Origin of the sequence: Paraburkholderia sp. GAS32 (assembly GCF_050434225.1) — a bacterium.
Taxonomy (GTDB): Bacteria; Pseudomonadota; Gammaproteobacteria; order Burkholderiales; family Burkholderiaceae; genus Paraburkholderia; species Paraburkholderia madseniana.
In genome coordinates this window covers 1-16,119 of the sequence record NZ_JBNPVS010000074.1, presented here as the reverse complement: position 1 = coordinate 16,119, position 16,119 = coordinate 1, and the positions used below count along the sequence as shown (strand labels likewise).

Sequence of the window (16,119 nt, the reverse complement as noted above, 5' to 3'; positions counted from 1 at the left end):
TTAGTTCAGCCGTCTTTGAAACGGATCTGGAAATGAAGTGATCAACACCGCCGCAGATTGACGATTTAGCTGGGAGCGTCGACCGTCCGTTCCTGGCCGAACCCGGTCGAGCGCTAACCTCAAATCGATCGCCGCTCGCTGCGTTTATCCCTGCTGTCGCAGACGCTTACCGAATGGGCGCAGGAAAGTGAAACACCGCTTCATAGTTTCGCGGTCTGTTCCGGCAGCGGCGTTGGCAAGAAGCGCAAGAAGGACGACGACGTCGCAAAGACCTTCACGCACGAACTACGCTAGTCGAATTCCACTAGAGGATCGCGTTTCTCCAGTTCCTCTGACTTCATCGCCCCGAAGCCGGAGCAGACCGAGCTGGGATAGGCGACAATGGGGAACGCGGTAGCGGTAGTCAATACAGCGCGAGCATGCAGAAACAAGGACGGATTTCAGTGCGCGGCGCTTCGAGACGCAGGGAGACATTATTCCGTACGCTGCCCCGGGGGGGCTATGGGCAACGTACGGGAGCAGGATACAAGCCTTGGTTACGAGCGCAGGATGCGCAATCGAAAGGCCGGTGCGGGCGCCCTCCACGCTATCACCAGAATTTCCCCGTCGCCTCGGTCGTCGCGCTTGCCCGCGCGTTTATCTTCGTCGACCTCGTCCGAACGGGCGGCTGTGCGACGAGTTATTCCTTAGTCGAGAAGGCCGAGAAAGCGTCCATGACTCGGCCGGAATAGGCGACCGCAGCGCCGGCGTTCATCGCAATGGCGACGCCCAGTGCCTCGGCGATCTCCTCACGAGTCGTGCCGAGGTCGATCGCCTTCTTCGTGTGGTTCGCGATGCATCCGTCACTGCGGGTGGTCACAGCTACCGCCAATGAAATCAATTCGCGCGTTTTAGCGTCCAGGTGTCCCGTTTGGGCGTCGGCGGCGCAAATCTGGCGGTATCCCCCGATTGTTTCCGGGCTGGCCTCGGCCAGTTCTTTCACGGTGCCGCTAACTTTGGGGAGAAACGACTTCCAGTCAATAAGCATGGGTGTGGTCTCCGTAGGAATATCATTTTCAGTGACAGGGATGACGACCTCTGCGACGGTATCGACGTGCCAGGATGAGTCGCTCTTTCATCTGAGGGAATCGTCGATGGCGAGATTACCATGATCGGGCTGGATATTGAGAAGAGCGAATTTCAGGTTCACGACGTTGATACTGCCGGGCAGGTTCCCATACCGAACTGTTCCGGTGTCGCCCGAATGCTCAAGCCCGCCATGCCCAAATCGCGGCGTAATCGCGCCTGTGTGCTCGGCCGGTGTACTTGCCCGTTGCCTTGACGATCACGACGCTGCGGCGATGTATCTCCGCAACGTCGCGGTATCGTTTGGATTCGCCCGGTGCACCGGCGAAGGAGTACACCGTTTCGAACCCGACGATATCTAAGGTGGCGCAATACGGTTACCCAAAGATGCGCCCGTCGCAGTGCACGCAACGCACTCGCTCGGCGAACCGGTCGATGTACCGGTCCGCAACCCACAGTGGCCGTGCTCGCTATCAACGAATTCTCCAATGGAAAGGCCGTCCGACACTTCCGGGTCCGTAGATTCGCATGAGCGCTCGCCCACACGCTGACGAAAAAAAGCCGACAGGTCGTGTCGGCTGAAGGATTCTGGCTATTCCGAAGGCCATGCCAGAACCTGTGCAGCGCAGATTATTGCACTGTCTGGCTCCCACGCGGATGGCATGCTGTGACAGGGTTTACCCCAGTCAAAATACAGGAATGGATGCCGTAATACATGTTGACTTCATTCATGCCGTGACGGCGGGTCGAACATGGAAAGGCAAACGTTTGCCCAAAAACTGTGGCTGCCATTGCTCCCAAACCTTGTCTGTTTGACCGCCATCAAGGGATTCGACGTATGGCTGTTGCACCAGGCGCATCGAACGAACAGAGCGTCGATACCCGGGCGCGATCACGCGTTTCAAGGCGGCCAAGACACACACTTCAAGTTGCTTCGGGCTGACACCCTTATCTGCCCGCTGAGGAAAGTTCAACATGTTCGACGCCGAAATTGCCGCGACGCTCCTGAACCGATGGGACCGTAAACGCGCAAACCCAGGAGATCAGTCATCGCTGGACCTCTTGCAGGAAGGCAAGCTGCATTTCAGGCATGAAAGCGGCGATGTCCACGCACATGGTACTGACGCAGACCGGCGTCTTCGCGTTGAATGCCTGACGTTCACCGACGGCTCCCGCGCCTTGCGCGTCACCGGCGCAGATGGACAAAGCGGCTGGACGCGTTGGACTGCTGCCGAGCCGGTGTGAAAGCGCGAAATGAGCACACGTACTCACCACCCGGTATCGAAGGAGAAAGCCGATGTCGACATGGCCTGATGGCACTCTGGGTTGGCTCTTCGTCCTCACCTACGTCCTGATGGTGATATGGCTGAATTACCTGTAGCGGATGTTGTGTCACATGTAGCGTGTGTCGCGTCCCGGCGGATGCCTGAGCGCCGTCGACGGTCGATCAGGATGATGGAAACAGCCACTGATCTCTTGCGAATGAGGTGTCTACTGCGGTCCACGGCAGCCCGTGTGACATTCCGGATTTCAGAGGATCGCGAAAGGAGATGAACGTGAACATGGTGAAGACCGAGATTGGACAACTGGAGAAGGCACTGAATGCCCTGGTTTGTCGCCCACGACTTATCCGTCGCGACTACTGGATATCGCAGATCGAGTGCCTGCTGACACGCCCCGGGCTGTCGGTGCAGGACCGGCAACGACTCCGCGCGCTGCTCAACCTGATCGGCACGCCCGTCGCGGGCTGTAGTGTCTCACTACAGCAGTGACCGGCGCCGCATAGTCCTTGAGTACGGTCAGGACAAGCGCGCTGATTCCCTGAACACGCCTGTCGCAGTTGCATCAATTGCTGCTGGTGTCACACGTCAGAAATTCGCGGACAACGCTGTGCGGCACCAGGCGGCGTCGCGTCGACCGATTGCCTGCAGTGTCCGCGCGATCATCTACGGCGAACGCGTCTATTGAGCTTTCGGAAATCATCATGTTTAACGAGTCGAAATACGTATCGCTAATGTACGAACAGGGTCTGGACCAGTGGACGCGTGCCTGGTACGGCGAAGCCGTTGAAGCGGGATTTATCCGCCCGCACTATCATCCCGACCCCGCGACCATGCGGCGTCTTCGCGGCTATTTCGGCGCGGGCCTGTCGCCCTTCGAAGCCGCCCAGGCGTGCTTTGGCCGCAAGCACTAACGGTAAGCCGGCTATTGCCTCCCCATCCGGTAGCCACATCTGCACGAAAGGCAGAAAGCGACCTGAACAGTCCAGCGAATTTCTCATCCACAACACTTGTCACGCCCGCATGAGCGCCACCTCGACCGGCATCTCACAAACACCGCTACCCAGTCCAGATTTGCACCGGCTGGCTAACATCTCACATCCCGCCCGTTCCTCAAGAGGTCACACGGCTTCGTCGACAACGGATTTCGCGGCCACACCCCTGGCGGACCTGTCGAGGACATGCTGATGACGCGCACGCAGCCGGGCTGCAGCGAAGGCTGCGTTGTGTTGCCACCAGAAGTCATCACGGCGCTCAAAAACCTCTACATTGTTTCGAGCGCGCTCGCGCAGCACGGCACTCACGCTCAGGAAATCCGGGATTCCCAATGGCGGGCAATGTTTCAAAGGGCTCACGAGGCGAAGACGGCGCTCGACCAGCACGGGGGCAGAACTGAAACGCATGCGATTGTGCTGCTTCGACAGATGACAAAGGCATGCCAGGGTCTCGTTGATCGGCACGCGGCCCGACAGGAGATTCCCTTCGCCGTGTGGCGCGAAGTGGGCAGGCTTGGGCACGATGCTTACGAGTGGGTCAACCTGAACCTACCCCGCCGGCGAGGCACCGACGCATGAATCCCGCACCGTTCAGGTCAGCGTACCGTGCCGGACTTAAAGCGGACCGGCTCGCGCAACGTGTCCGGCATGTACTTCCGGCACGCCCTGGCTGGCCCACGGTCCGTCGTCCTTTAAGGTCTCCGGGACGCATGCGACCGACGGATGGAGCATTGCTCCCAACGTCGGGAGAGCAACTGAACAACGCGCGGTTGCCGGAAAAAAGAGATCAGAAGATCGCTGCAATCATTGTTAGCAAGTCACGGAGCGGCCAGTGAACGCCGAAGGAATCAACAAGGCCGCGTTGCTGCTGATGTCGCTCGGTGAAGACGAGGCGGCCGAAGCCTTCCGGTTCCTCGACCCACGTGAGGTGCAGAAGATCAGCATCGCGATGGCCGCCCTGAAAAACGTCACGCGCGGTGCCGTCGACACTGTGCTGCAAGACTTCATCAAGGAAGCAGAAACGCACACGACGCTATCGCTTGACTCGAAGGATTACATCCGGTCGGTGCTGACGAGGGCGCTCGGCGAAGACAAGGCTGGCAACGTCATCGACCGCATTCTGCAGGGTGACGACGTTGGCGGCATCGAAGGCCTGAAGTGGATGGATGCGCCAGCCGTCGCGGAACTGATCAAAAACGAACACCCGCAAATCATCGCAACCATCCTCGTGCACCTGGACCCGGAACAGGCTTCTGGCGTACTCGAATGCTTCGTCGAACGGACGCGCAACGATGTGCTGCTGCGCATTGCCACGCTCGATGGCATCCAGCCGGCTGCATTGCGCGAACTCGACGATGTGATGACAGAGTTGCTGTCTGGCAGCGGTAACGTGAAACGCAAGGCGGTTGGCGGCATTCGCGCGGCAGCGGAAATCCTCAACTACCTGTCAACCCAGCACGAAGAATCGGTAATCGACAACGTACGCAGCTACGACGACGATCTCGCGCAAAAGGTCATCGACGAGATGTTCACATTCGAGAAACTGGTTGAGCTTGATGATCGCGCGATCCGGCTGCTGCTCAGGGAAGCTGGCACGGAGACACTGGTCATCGCACTGAAGGTCGGGCCACCCGAGTTGCGTCAGAAATTCATGGCGAATATGTCGCAACGCGCGGCTGAACTGTTTTCCGAAGATATGGACACATGTGGCCCGGTGCGCCTGTCGGAAGTCGAAGCACAACAGCGCAAGGTTATGCAGGTCGCGCGCGACCTCGCCGGGAGCGGCGAGATCGCGCTTGGTGACAAGGCTGACGACATGTATGTCTGAAGTGCCTCCCTGCGCGAACATCGCGATGAGAACCGGACGGGGTCGTGCTCCTGCAGGGAAAGACTGAAAATCAGTGTGAGCCCGCCAGGCCGCTTTCCAGCTGGCTCTGGAGTTCGCGTACCTGCCGCTGGGAGGCCCGCAACTGGCCCTGGGCGGCCGCCTTCTGCTTCGCGAGCGCAGTGGCTTCGGCACGCGTCTTCTGTTGCTGATTGGCGACGAGTGTCTGCTGCTGACTCGCTACATCGAGGTCGGCCTGCAGGCGGTTCGCACGACCCTGCGACAGCGCAATCATCTGCTCGGTGAACGCCTTTTGCGCCTCGAGCCGGCTGCGGCGAATCTCGACGTCGGATAGCTGCAACGTCTGGCGCACAAAATACTTGTAGATCATGTCGGCACGCGTTGCGTCCTGCGTCTTGATGACGCGCCAGAAATTCTTTTGCTGGAACAGCGCGACGTAGTACGTCATCTCCTTGCCGTAAAACAGCAGGCTCGCGCCATAGCCGCCGTTGTACGTCGTGCGCAACTCGCTCAGGTCCGCACCGCGGATCATCTGTTGCAGCTCGGCGACGTTGCCGGCGGCGGACTGCTTCGCCTCGTCAGCTGTCAGCATACCGGCCTGCCCCTGCTGTGCCTGCGTCGTGGGCGGCAGTGCGGTCGTTGTGCCCGGCGGGGCAACGACGGCAGCGCTCGCGCCGCTATCTGGTAGAGCCTGCGCATATACACCGTGCATGGCCCCCATCGCGACGAGCGCGGTCAGGGCAAGCTGCTGGGCAAAAGACAGTTTCATATGTTTGCAAACCTCTCACATTGATAACAACGAGCAGGCGAAATCGCCGACCCGGACGGCCGCAAGTCGATAGCGCCTACACAGGCATTAACGGCAATTAAGCGGAAACGTTGAGTTGAGAAACGCGGGGATTGAAACGGCGAACCAGAATGTGTTTTGTTCACCTGTCGAGAGTTCGACGAACTTCAATCTCGCGGATACCTGCTGCTCGGAACGCTCAAACCGCACGTGCCGCTGGGCGTTCTGGCGCGCCTCGCGGGTCATAACCGACCATACGATCGTGACAGGACGACGAGACGGCAACTTGAAAAGCTACGAACCCAGTATTCCCGCCGAAACAGTGCTGCTGAGCGCCTCGGGTTTCGTCCACCCTGAGCTATAGCCACTGCGGTTACTCCGCGGCAGCTCAGTGTCGGGGGGAGGTAGACGTTCGATGCGTGAGATCTTGCGGTGGGCGACTGCAGAGCCGATTGTAGCGTGGCTCAGCGGCTAAATTGAATTCTGCCGCACGACGACAATCATTGTCTGTCACGTGCGATTTACGGCACTAGAAAGCGGGGGCAGCAGCATCCCCCGGGGCAGCGGTGGTTTGCGCGAGGGACGTTTTGCGGGGCATGGTTTTGAATGGCCTGCCATGAAGCGATCTCATCGCAGCGGGGTGACTGGGCATACTGTCGGACGACGGACTGGTGTCAGGCAGGATTGTTTTTCGCGATGCGCCGCCCGAGGCGCGGCTCGCCGTGGCCGACCATCGCGTAGTCACGTACATCCCGGGCAGGCGCTTCGACTGGGCCTTCCAGAAGGAAGCGGAAAACCCCACAGCAGGCGCCGCAGCGACACTGCCGCATGCGTTCGCCGTGCACGCGCACGGCCGGGATGAAGCCGAGAAATGTGACCGGTCCGAGATGACCGCATGACGGGCACTTTGCGACCGGGTCGGGCGGCCGTACCCCAAGCCGGACCTTTGCTTCCCAGTGACCGGTCGGATCGAGTTGCAGCAGCCATGCGCGCATCCGCCGGGTCCAGCGCGACACGACCATCACATGGAGACCAAGCTTTTCCGCTGCTGCGGCATACGGCATCTGCTGCGACAGCATGGCCGCGAACGCCATGAGTGTCGAAGCCGGCTCGCGCTTGCTTATGTTGGCCAGTGGGGTGCCGGTCAGGCGATTGAACTGGCGCTTGCAGGCCAGGCACAGGAAGGCCGGCAGACGCGCCTTGCCAGGCCGTGGTGCTTGCCTGAGCCGCGTATGACGGTCGCCGCAATGACCACACGCGGGCGGCTCTTCGGAAAGCGAGAACACCTCGGCAAGGTGTGCCTGCACGAATTCCGTGAGGTCCGTATCTTCGGTATCGGGTGACACCTGGCCGTTGAACCGCTTGAGCGGAATCGACAGATCGAACTGGCGCACGGGAGGCGCGATACGCTGATGCTTGCTCGATGTTATAGACATCACCTGCCCAGAATTGTGCGGTTAGCTGGAAGCCAACGGTAACGCATGGTCGGAAGATCCGCTGGCTTGTAGATCGGCGTGCCTGCAAAAAGATCATAGGCCATTGCGCCGATCCGCGTCGGGGCGGCGCCGCGAACACCGATCACTGTGCCTGCCGTTTGCGGCCCGGCGAGCGCTGCAGTATTCAGCTCGCAGACGTGGCCGAAATCGAAGCTGGCGAACACCGGCTGACCTCCGGCCATTCTGCGTGACGCCGTCCACCGCGGGTCCCAACTGAAGCCGTCTGGAACGCTGCCCGCAGCGCCAGGCGCTGGCTGGCGCGATGTTGTATCAATCGAAGCAAGCTTTAACCGGGACTTCGCCCCGACGTTACGCATTTCCGCACGAATCCTTACGCCTACCCTTGGGGTATCCGAAACTATCGGTCTGACCATGTGGCACCTGCGTGCGCTGTGCCAGCACATTGCCATCGAAGAACTGGAATTCGCCAGATGGGGGACCGCTCAGTTACTGCGATGGCCCCGCACGTGGTCGTCATACCAGGCGGCCGCGGCAAGCCCGAGCGTGGTCAGGTCACTGGGGGTAAAGATGGGTAGTGCATCGCACGCCGCGCGGATCGCCATGAGCTCCCCCGATTCGGCCGCCTCGGTGGCGTTCAATAGCAGACCCAACTCGCCGCGCCGTTCGAGCAGTGCCTGTTGGATATCGTTGTGAATCGGCAGCCTCGGCACGATGTCCCCGATCGCCCTGCCGGACAACACATGAACCAGCGAGAACACGCCCGTGATGAACGCGGAATCGGCAAATCGTTCGTCACGGGGCCGCATCCGGCCGGCGGCAAGTTCCATGAATCGCGCGCGCGTGCCAGACAACTGCGCCAGGGGATCGGAGCGCAACGCGTGGAGATGACCGTCTGCGAACAGGAGCAATTGAGCCCAGCGCGTGATTTGCCGCGTGCCGACTATCATGATCGCTTCGCGCAGTGACGAAATCCTCCGCGCAAGGCCAAACGCGCTGGAATTGAGCAGACGCAACAGTTGAACAACAAGGTTCGGACTCAGCTTGAGTTCGGCTTCGAGTTCGACAGTCTCCGGTTCGCCGCTCAGCAGCACCAGCAAGCGGAGCAGCGCTTCACGCGATGGCGTGGTTCGCCGCGAGGTCAGCACCTGCGGCTTGGCAAAGTAGTAGCCCTGAAACAGTTTGAAGCCGGCGCGCATGGCGACGTCATGGTCTTCCGGTGTTTCGACTTTCTCGGCGAGCAATACCTTCCCGTGCTGCCTGACGACGCCGATCAGTTCGCCAAGGCGTTCGCGCGGGCATTCGAGAAAGTCGATCTTGACAATATCGACGCACGGCAGAAGATCGAGCAGGCGCGGGGTGACCTGCGATACATCATCCAGTGCGAGCCGGAAGCCCGCTCGCCTAAGGTCGCCGCAGCGCCTGAAGAGTGCCTCGTCGAACGTCACCGTTTCGAGGATTTCGAGCACGAAGCGCTCGGGAGACAACAACTGGACCATGTCGGACATCAGCACCGTACGGTCGACGTTCACATAGCCGGTGTGATTGCCTAGCACAGCGCGGGGGCCCATATCGCCGATGAGTCTTGCGATGACCTGCGCGGTGGCATTGGCGTCATCCGTGACCTGGGCGAGATTCGTGGCGCCGGAGCGGAACAGCAGTTCGAACGCGTTTAATGCTCCGCTGCGATCGAGAATCGGCTGGCGCCCGAGGTAGATGTACTCCGGCATGACCGCTTCGCTGTTCGATGTCGCCTGGCCGTCGGTTGGGCCGGGCAAGGCCTTTCTTGCTGTCATTCCTGAACGTATCCTGTTCTGTAGAGACCTTGTCGATGCCGATCGTGCAGGGACGTTCCTCCCATCTGGCCGGTCGTGCAACTTCGAATGACTGGACCGGCGATGCAGGCCCGTCACGCATCGAAAGCGGCGGGACAGCACGATGCCCGGCACAAGCGCATCAGGTCGGCCACCTGCCGCTGCCTTCACGGTGAAACGCAGCGACAGCTTCCGCTCGCGCATTCGCTGACCCAATGACGCAGGGCGCGACCGAACCTGCGGGCCCAGCCTGAACGCTCGTCGTGCTTTCGCTCGTCACCAGAGCCTCGCCGATCAGGAAGCCGGCCATGTCGAGGATGATCAGCATCCGTTCATCCATCGCCGCGATACCACTCATGTGGTCCGTGTTCGGGTTCGACGGGAGGTTCGGGATTTCCTTCATATCGCCCGCCGTGACCTCGATGACGTCCAACACCGAATCGACAACGGCGCCAATCACAGTGCCGGGCAGATTCAGGATGATCACCACGGTCTGCTCGTTGAACGACGCGTTGTCCAGCCCGAAACGGATGCGCAGGTCGATGATCGGCACGATCTGGCCGCGCATATTGATCCCCCCCTTGATATGCTCCGGGGCGCTGGCGATCCGTGTCACCGTGTTATAGCTGCGAATTTCCTGGACCTGCAGGATGTCGACCGCATACTGCTCGTTGCCGAGCGCGAACGCGAGGTACTCATGCGTTTCCTGCACGGTATCAGGTTCAGGCGCATTCATGGTCGTGGGTCCGGCGGGCGCTAGAACGTCTGCCATTCCGACGCTGCGGCAATATCGGTGGACGCCGCTGATGCAGGCTGGTTCGCGGGGCGCTGCGCGCGGCGGCCGGGCTCCGGTTTCGCGGACTTCATCGCAACCGCCACGGCCGGCGATCGTGCTGACGTCACGGCGAGCGCGGCGCTCCCTGATCCGGTGTCGTCAACCCTGAAGACCGCCACCGCTTCACGCAAGGCCTGCACCTGCTGCGCCATTGACTGCGTCGCGGCCGCGGCTTCTTCGACCAGGGCGGCATTCTGCTGGGTCACCTCGTCCATCTGGCTGACGGCCGTATTGACCTGCTCGATACCGGTGCTCTGTTCCTCCGATGCCGACGAGATTTCGCTCATGATGCTGGTTACGCGCTTCACCGACACGACGATTTCGTTGATCGTGCTTCCCGCTTCCTCGACGAGCTTCGAGCCGGCATCCACGCGCGTCACCGACTCGCCAATCAGTTCCTTGATTTCTCTCGCCGCGGTTGCACTACGTTGTGCGAGCATTCGAACCTCGCTGGCCACGACTGCAAACCCACGACCCTGTTCGCCGGCCCGGGCTGCCTCGACAGCGGCATTGAGCGCGAGGATGTTGGTCTGGAACGCGATGCCTTCGATCACGCTGATGATCTCGGTCATTTTGGCCGAGCTGTCGGATATCCCGTGCATCGTCTCGACGACGCGTCCGACCACTTCACCACCACGCTGCGCAATTTCCGACGCCGCGCTGGCCAGCGTGGTCGCCTGCTTCGCGTTGTCCGCGTTCTGACGGACCGTGCCCGTCAGCTCTTCCATGCTCGACGCGGTCTCCTCAAGTGACGCGGCCTGCTCCTCCGTACGCTGCGACAGATCGCTGTTGCCTTGCGCAATTTCGCCTGCGGCAACCGAGATCGACTCGCTGGAGGTCTTGATACCCTGCACGATGCTCGTCAGCTGGTCTTTCATGGCCCCAAGCGAGAACATCAGGCTGGAACGGTCTGCGGCCTTCAATCGCACCGCAACGCGCAGATTGCCATCCGCGATATCGCTGGCGAGCGCCGCGGCATCCCGGGGTTCCCCACCGAGCTGTTTCACGAGGCCGCGTGCAATGATCAGCGCCACACCCAACGCGACCACAGCCGCTGCGACGATCAGTCCGGTCACGAGCGCAATCGCCCGTGAATACGCCCGATCTGCAGCCTCGCCTTCGCGGGCTGCCCCCGCCACGTTGACGTCGACGATCGTCTTGATGTCTTTTTCGATGGCGCCACGAATAGTGGCCGACTGACCTGTCATGAGCCCCATCGCGTCCGCCTGTTTGCCCGCTTTCGCCAGCGCCCGGACCTGTTGATCGAGGTCCAGGTACTGCGGCATTAGCGTCTGGATGTCGGCATAGGCGGTTTTTTCCTCCGGCTCGGTCATCAGCTTCTGGTATTCGGCATCGGCGTGCCGATAGTTCGCAAGTCCCGCCTCGATCAGGGGTTCCGCCTTTTGGGCTTCGGCTGGCGTCGCCGAGCCGGCCGCCCGGTATTCGTTGAGGCGGATCTCGCGCAGGCCCGCCTGCATCTGCAGACTGCTTCGCACGCTTGGCAACCAGTTGTCGCGCAACTCAGCGACGTGAGCGTTTTCGCCACTCAACTCGAACAGGGAAAACGCGCCCAATCCAACCAGCAGGACAATAACCACGGAAAATCCCAGGACCAGCTGGGTGACCACCTTCAGGTTTTTGAGGGACTGCATGATTGACCCCTTGGTATTGTTGACATCAGCGAGCAGATCCCGCACCGAAGCCGGAAAATAGAGCATCTGTTCTACCTCTATTATCGGCAGAATGGATGCAATCTTCATATGAAAGTTGTTTTACCCATCACGTCGATGCGCAATGAGTTTTAATCGTCGTTAAATGGGTCAAACCCGTCACCAACACACGCTCCAGGTGTTGGATGCAAAAATGCGGGCCTCTCAGGTTCTGGTCTGGCCCTCGGAATGGCCGGAATCTTTAGCCGACGCGGAGCGCCGGCTTTTTTTTCTGGCGCGGGGGGTAAATGTCCTGGCGGATCGACCGGGAAGATAGACGAGTCATGCCGGCCGGCGGACCCGTGTCGATGCTGTTGGTCTGACTTGTTCGTGGCAGCACGAGCGCACTGCAATGCACTGGGCAGGCGTATCGACGCTGGGCGCAGAGCGCCGGTCGAAGCCGGTCGCCCAGAGGCGCAAGACCGATCGGTGGTGCGACCCGGCCAACTGTCGAAGAGCTGGCGCTGATCTGTCGTCGGCCGCGACTGTTGGAATACCGGTGGCAGCTCGTCGATGGCATCACCGAACTGTTCAGTCTGAACGGCGAAATCTGGAAGGAGTCGTCGCTCCGCCCGCGCAGGGTTTGCGCTATTGGGCCGCTGTGAGTTTGGGGCCTGTCCTCAATGCCTGCCAGCCTGTCTGCGGCTCCTTCCGCTGATCGCTTACCTGCTCGATGCCGCTTTTCAACACCGCTTCACAAAAGGCCAGGCGAACTCGGTAGTAATCTGCGTGCATCTGCGCGTCAAGGATGCGTTGTTCAGCCTGGAAGAGTTCCAGACGCAATTCCCGCAACGCTTTTTCGGCCTGCTTCTCCGGAGTAAGCGCATTGCGTACAGCCCAGTTGGTTATCCACCGCAGCATGATGAACTCCTCTCATCGTCAGGTGACATTCCACCGGCTTCAAATCGGACTTTCAGCCGGGGGCACAAAACGCCACTGTCCCGACCACTTCTTCATAAGCCACTGCTGAGTCAGCGCTATCAATAATCGGGGAGTACCTGTGGATCACACTGCGCGGTAGATCACGTTGTTGCGAGAAAATTTCCCGCCGCCCATGCAACCGGCTTTTCCGCGTCTGCGGCGAGATCATATGGATACGCCGTAACTGCACCTGGAGCAGCCACACATCACTTGTGCGTGGTGACGTCACTCCCTCGAGATGACGCGCGAGCAATCGACGAACGTATGCGCACGCCCCTCTGAGTAACGCACTGCCTCGTCAGTGGACAAAAATTCAACCGGCTCGGCAAAACGTGCAATCACGTTTGCCTGGATGAAGGGCTCCCGCTTATACACGTACCACGCGACTGCGTAACGCCGCTCGGTACCGTTGAACGACACGGATTGATTCTCCGTTACCTCGACGTAAACGCCGTGCCCCCGATACGGTTCGCAAGAATGGCCGTACATATTTCCTCCCCAGCGTCTGCGCACTGGACAGGTTAGGCTATGCAACATAGCATTCCAGGACATTCGTTCTTTACAGAATGCGCGCCTCGTGCTGCCCGCAACGAGGTGAGGTCTTACGCGCCATGATCGGTCGGATAAGGTACTTCAGTTTGCCGTGGTCGGACGGCGCCTGCGTGAACCACTTCATCGCGTCGATCCGTTCAGTACCGCGCCGATCGGCGGAATGCTCTGGCCTTGATTGGAGTTTGCAATCAGGTGCTGGGCAAAGAAAAAGCCGCTCGCAAGCGGGCCGTCGTGCCTTACCTCTTGTCGCCGTCGATCGTTATGCGTACGGGTTGCTGGGCACGCGATGGAATTCTTCGATCATGCGCTTTTTTGCGTCCGCGAGCTCCTGGTCCAGGCACGCCAGCGCACGCCGCGCCTTCGTTGCGTCGACGCCCGCCGACCTCGCCGCGTCGATTCGCTCCTTTGCCCTGGCGACTTCGATAGTCAGCCCCCGACCCATAAGCGACGGTCGATTTTCCGGAAAGCGGCCATTCACTTCCCTAACACAACAGGAACCTGCATATGACGTAAGGAACATCGTGCAACGACGTTTTTATCGCAGCGACGAAACGCAGTGGTCGCGAGTATTGGTGAAACGGTTGACTTGAGATCGACCGTTTGCCTAGATAATGTACTGCATATAATCTGAATGCCAAGATTCAAACATCGCCGCTGTTAGCGGCTTGGCGATATGATAGCCTTGTGCTTCGTCGCATTGCCAATCCGCAACAGTTTCGTAGATTTCCGGTGTTTCGACGCCTTCGGCAACGACCCGATAATCGAGCTTGTGCGCGAGAGTAATAATGCCCTCTACCAGGATACGCGTATGCTGCGTTTCCAGGACACGGCGTACGAGGCTTTGATCGATTTTGAGTACTGAGGCCGAGTAAAGCTGAAGCTTGGACAGGTTACTGTAACCCGTGCCGAAATCGTCAATCGCGATGGTGCTGCCCATGCTGGTAACTTTGCGAAGATTTTCCGTCACAGATCGTGCATTCTGAGCCAAGGCGCTTTCGGTAACTTCCAACTCAACGCGTGCCGGTTCGATCCCATGAGTTTGCAGCAGGGATGCGTAGCGAATGACAAAGCCACGCTGCTCCAAATTGAGCACCGATACGTTAATCGACATGTTCAACGATATACCGGCCTTTTGCCACGCCGCAAGCTGCTTCAGCGCATTATCCATTACCCAATCGGTGAGCGCGGGCATCAACGAGGTCCTTTCGGCCAATGGAATGAATTCCGCTGGCGAAACGTCTCCCAGCAGTGGATGAGACCAGCGCAGCAATGCTTCAACGCCCACGCAGCGACCCGTGCGTAAATCGATTCGAGGCTGGTAAACCAGACTCAATTGATGCTCGTCGTGCAGCGCCTGAGGTAAGGTGTTGAGAATAAAAAATGTGCGTTCCTGGGCTACAAACATGCGCTTCGCGAATTTCCGAAATGGAACGCGTGCTCTCCTGGCGACCTCGGAAGACGACATCAAGGCTCGCAGTACGTCAGTATGTTCATCTATCCCGGATAGGTCGACCAAACCGACAGTCGGCGATAAATCGACAGGAATCTGGTTGACAACTAGCGGGGCGTCGAAGGCCCTCAACGCAGCTTCGATCACACGCATCGCGGCACTCTCGCCTCCACGGACGAACACGGCGAAACGCGCGTAGTCCACTCGATATACTGGCCTGATGTCGACGAGCGCCCGCTCGACACGCACAGATATTGCAGCCATCAACCTGTCGGCAGCGACAATGCCCACCGAGACCGACGTTTCGTCGAGATACCCGAGGGGGACAACATTGATCAAAACGGCGTGGCTGGGTGAGATCTGTCCATTTCGCCGTTCATCGAAGATCGCACGAACATCATCGCTGAACCGTGCGCGGTTCAGGAGCCTCGTGGGCGGATCGACGAATGCGATCGACCGTAGTGCTTCGATTCTGTCCATCGCCATCTCGGCCAACTGCGTCAGCAAATCCTGCTGCGACTCATCAAAATCGTAGCGCGGCTTGGTGTCAATCACGCACAAACTACCCAGTGACACACCCGAGCGCGTTCGCAATGGACTGCCGGCATAAAATCGGATGTTCGGCTCCCCGATCACCCATCCGTTCTGCTTAAACCGAGGATCGAGCGACGCGTCGGGCACGACAAGAACGTCACGGCGAAGAATCGTGTAGGCGCCAAAAGCGTCCTTCCGCTCAGTTTGTGCCACCTCCACGCCAACGCGTGCCTTGAACCATTGACGTTTTTCGTCAATCAATGAAATCAGCGCTATCGGTGCTTTGAACAGACGGGTGGCGAGTTCAGTAACACGGTCGAGTGTGGCATCTGGCGGTGTATCCAGAAGGCAAGACGCCTGCAATACGTAAAGTCGGTGCCGCTCGATGACGGGGGATGGCAGTTCGGACTGATTGGGCAGATTCACCGGGTTCCCCGAGAGACAGCCTATAGAACGTTGACTGCGCTGCTGTTTTCGAAAGTCAAACGATACGGTCGACTATACACTGATGTCTCAGCTTTCTTTTCGCATCTTACTGCGCCGATCTTGCGTCCCAAACTCGCTCCAGTCGCTTGCGCCGTGGTCATTTGCTGTCGTCACACATGAGCGAAGGACGGGTCAGTTAGTGCTTTTCCCGTGTGTTTGCACGCGCTGTGACGATCTGCTGTTCGTGGTGGACGGACTGGCCTTGCGCTCGCCCGCGCATGCAGATGATCCCGAACAACTTTGTGCGGAGATTCGGCAAACGATCATGGACGTCCGTCTGATGGTCGCAAATCACGACCTAGAGCGTGTTAGGCACCTTGTGTGAGACCTGGTATCCTGGCGGGATGAAAAGAGCAGACCGCAAAGGGTATCCGACCGATGTGTCGGACGA

Annotated in this window: 15 protein-coding genes and 1 pseudogene; 5 read left to right on the top strand and 11 right to left on the bottom strand. The window is 59.5% G+C overall.

Annotated elements, in window-relative coordinates; genetic code table 11:
* Positions 1–679: 679 nt before the first annotated feature.
* Positions 680–1,027, bottom strand: coding sequence for a carboxymuconolactone decarboxylase family protein (locus P3T25_RS45535; RefSeq protein WP_429364085.1), 348 nt, complete (start codon positions 1,025–1,027; stop codon positions 680–682).
* A 766-nt stretch (positions 1,028–1,793) separates the two neighbouring features.
* Positions 1,794–2,042 carry a hypothetical protein gene (locus tag P3T25_RS45530; protein WP_429364083.1) on the bottom strand — a complete coding sequence of 83 codons (249 nt, stop codon included), beginning with the start codon at positions 2,040–2,042 and terminating at the stop codon, positions 1,794–1,796.
* Between P3T25_RS45530 and P3T25_RS45525 the strand changes: the two genes are divergently transcribed.
* The 5 genes from P3T25_RS45525 to fliG all read left to right on the top strand — a co-directional run bounded on the left by P3T25_RS45525 (position 2,041) and on the right by fliG (position 5,168).
* The gene (locus P3T25_RS45525; protein ID WP_429360433.1) at positions 2,041–2,310 is read left to right on the top strand and encodes a hypothetical protein; all 270 of its coding nucleotides are present in this window, start codon (positions 2,041–2,043) and stop codon (positions 2,308–2,310) included. The two genes, P3T25_RS45530 and P3T25_RS45525, sit on opposite strands and share 2 nt — an antisense overlap.
* Before the next feature lie 305 nt (positions 2,311–2,615).
* The gene (locus P3T25_RS45520) at positions 2,616–2,837 is read left to right on the top strand and encodes a hypothetical protein (RefSeq protein ID WP_429364081.1); all 222 of its coding nucleotides are present in this window, start codon (positions 2,616–2,618) and stop codon (positions 2,835–2,837) included.
* A gap of 212 nt (positions 2,838–3,049) precedes the next feature.
* Entirely contained in the window at positions 3,050–3,259 is a 210-nt protein-coding gene (locus P3T25_RS45515) for a hypothetical protein (protein ID WP_429364079.1), read from the top strand.
* Positions 3,260–3,532: 273 nt separating this feature from the next.
* Positions 3,533–3,919: a hypothetical protein gene (locus P3T25_RS45510; RefSeq protein ID WP_429364077.1), complete on the top strand. Its 387-nt coding sequence runs from the start codon at positions 3,533–3,535 to the stop codon at positions 3,917–3,919.
* A gap of 253 nt (positions 3,920–4,172) precedes the next feature.
* On the top strand, positions 4,173–5,168 hold the full coding sequence (fliG, locus tag P3T25_RS45505; RefSeq protein WP_429364075.1) for a flagellar motor switch protein FliG: 996 nt from the start codon (positions 4,173–4,175) through the stop codon (positions 5,166–5,168).
* Positions 5,169–5,238: 70 nt separating this feature from the next.
* On the opposite strand, the gene P3T25_RS45500 is transcribed toward fliG, so the two are convergent.
* From P3T25_RS45500 to P3T25_RS45460, 9 genes and pseudogenes are all read right to left on the bottom strand, one after another.
* A complete protein-coding gene (locus P3T25_RS45500) occupies positions 5,239–5,907 on the bottom strand; it encodes a DUF2968 domain-containing protein (RefSeq protein ID WP_429364108.1) in 669 nt (222 codons plus the stop codon).
* 740 nt (positions 5,908–6,647) lie between these two features.
* Complete coding sequence (locus P3T25_RS45495) at positions 6,648–7,409, bottom strand: DUF746 domain-containing protein (RefSeq protein WP_429364073.1); 762 nt, start codon at positions 7,407–7,409, stop codon at positions 6,648–6,650.
* Positions 7,410–7,419: 10 nt separating this feature from the next.
* A pseudogene (locus P3T25_RS45490) lies at positions 7,420–7,642 on the bottom strand (ShlB/FhaC/HecB family hemolysin secretion/activation protein); the annotation flags it as partial.
* A gap of 270 nt (positions 7,643–7,912) precedes the next feature.
* Entirely contained in the window at positions 7,913–9,223 is a 1,311-nt protein-coding gene (locus P3T25_RS45485; protein ID WP_429364071.1) for an EAL and HDOD domain-containing protein, read from the bottom strand.
* Positions 9,224–9,383: 160 nt separating this feature from the next.
* The gene (locus P3T25_RS45480; RefSeq protein ID WP_429364069.1) at positions 9,384–9,977 is read right to left on the bottom strand and encodes a chemotaxis protein CheW; all 594 of its coding nucleotides are present in this window, start codon (positions 9,975–9,977) and stop codon (positions 9,384–9,386) included.
* A 20-nt stretch (positions 9,978–9,997) separates the two neighbouring features.
* Positions 9,998–11,728 (bottom strand): methyl-accepting chemotaxis protein, encoded by a 1,731-nt coding sequence (locus P3T25_RS45475; RefSeq protein ID WP_429364106.1) that lies wholly within the window; start codon positions 11,726–11,728, stop codon positions 9,998–10,000.
* A 645-nt stretch (positions 11,729–12,373) separates the two neighbouring features.
* On the bottom strand, positions 12,374–12,646 hold the full coding sequence (locus P3T25_RS45470; RefSeq protein WP_429364067.1) for a hypothetical protein: 273 nt from the start codon (positions 12,644–12,646) through the stop codon (positions 12,374–12,376).
* Between the two features lie 285 nt (positions 12,647–12,931).
* Complete coding sequence (locus tag P3T25_RS45465) at positions 12,932–13,195, bottom strand: hypothetical protein (RefSeq protein ID WP_429364065.1); 264 nt, start codon at positions 13,193–13,195, stop codon at positions 12,932–12,934.
* A gap of 667 nt (positions 13,196–13,862) precedes the next feature.
* Positions 13,863–15,668 (bottom strand): putative bifunctional diguanylate cyclase/phosphodiesterase, encoded by a 1,806-nt coding sequence (locus P3T25_RS45460; RefSeq protein WP_429364063.1) that lies wholly within the window; start codon positions 15,666–15,668, stop codon positions 13,863–13,865.
* Between the last annotated feature and the right edge of the window lie 451 nt (positions 15,669–16,119).

Coding starts and splice junctions, on each gene's coding strand:
- P3T25_RS45500 (WP_429364108.1), bottom strand. CDS start 5,907: ATGGGGGCCATGCACGGTGTATATGCGCAGGCTCTACCAGATAGCGGC.
- P3T25_RS45465 (WP_429364065.1), bottom strand. CDS start 13,195: ATGTACGGCCATTCTTGCGAACCGTATCGGGGGCACGGCGTTTACGTC.
- P3T25_RS45535 (WP_429364085.1), bottom strand. CDS start 1,027: ATGCTTATTGACTGGAAGTCGTTTCTCCCCAAAGTTAGCGGCACCGTG.
- P3T25_RS45495 (WP_429364073.1), bottom strand. CDS start 7,409: ATGTCTATAACATCGAGCAAGCATCAGCGTATCGCGCCTCCCGTGCGC.
- P3T25_RS45520 (WP_429364081.1), top strand. CDS start 2,616: ATGAACGTGAACATGGTGAAGACCGAGATTGGACAACTGGAGAAGGCA.
- P3T25_RS45470 (WP_429364067.1), bottom strand. CDS start 12,646: ATGCTGCGGTGGATAACCAACTGGGCTGTACGCAATGCGCTTACTCCG.
- P3T25_RS45475 (WP_429364106.1), bottom strand. CDS start 11,728: ATGCAGTCCCTCAAAAACCTGAAGGTGGTCACCCAGCTGGTCCTGGGA.
- P3T25_RS45485 (WP_429364071.1), bottom strand. CDS start 9,223: ATGACAGCAAGAAAGGCCTTGCCCGGCCCAACCGACGGCCAGGCGACA.
- P3T25_RS45510 (WP_429364077.1), top strand. CDS start 3,533: ATGACGCGCACGCAGCCGGGCTGCAGCGAAGGCTGCGTTGTGTTGCCA.
- P3T25_RS45480 (WP_429364069.1), bottom strand. CDS start 9,977: ATGAATGCGCCTGAACCTGATACCGTGCAGGAAACGCATGAGTACCTC.
- P3T25_RS45515 (WP_429364079.1), top strand. CDS start 3,050: ATGTTTAACGAGTCGAAATACGTATCGCTAATGTACGAACAGGGTCTG.
- P3T25_RS45525 (WP_429360433.1), top strand. CDS start 2,041: ATGTTCGACGCCGAAATTGCCGCGACGCTCCTGAACCGATGGGACCGT.
- P3T25_RS45530 (WP_429364083.1), bottom strand. CDS start 2,042: ATGTTGAACTTTCCTCAGCGGGCAGATAAGGGTGTCAGCCCGAAGCAA.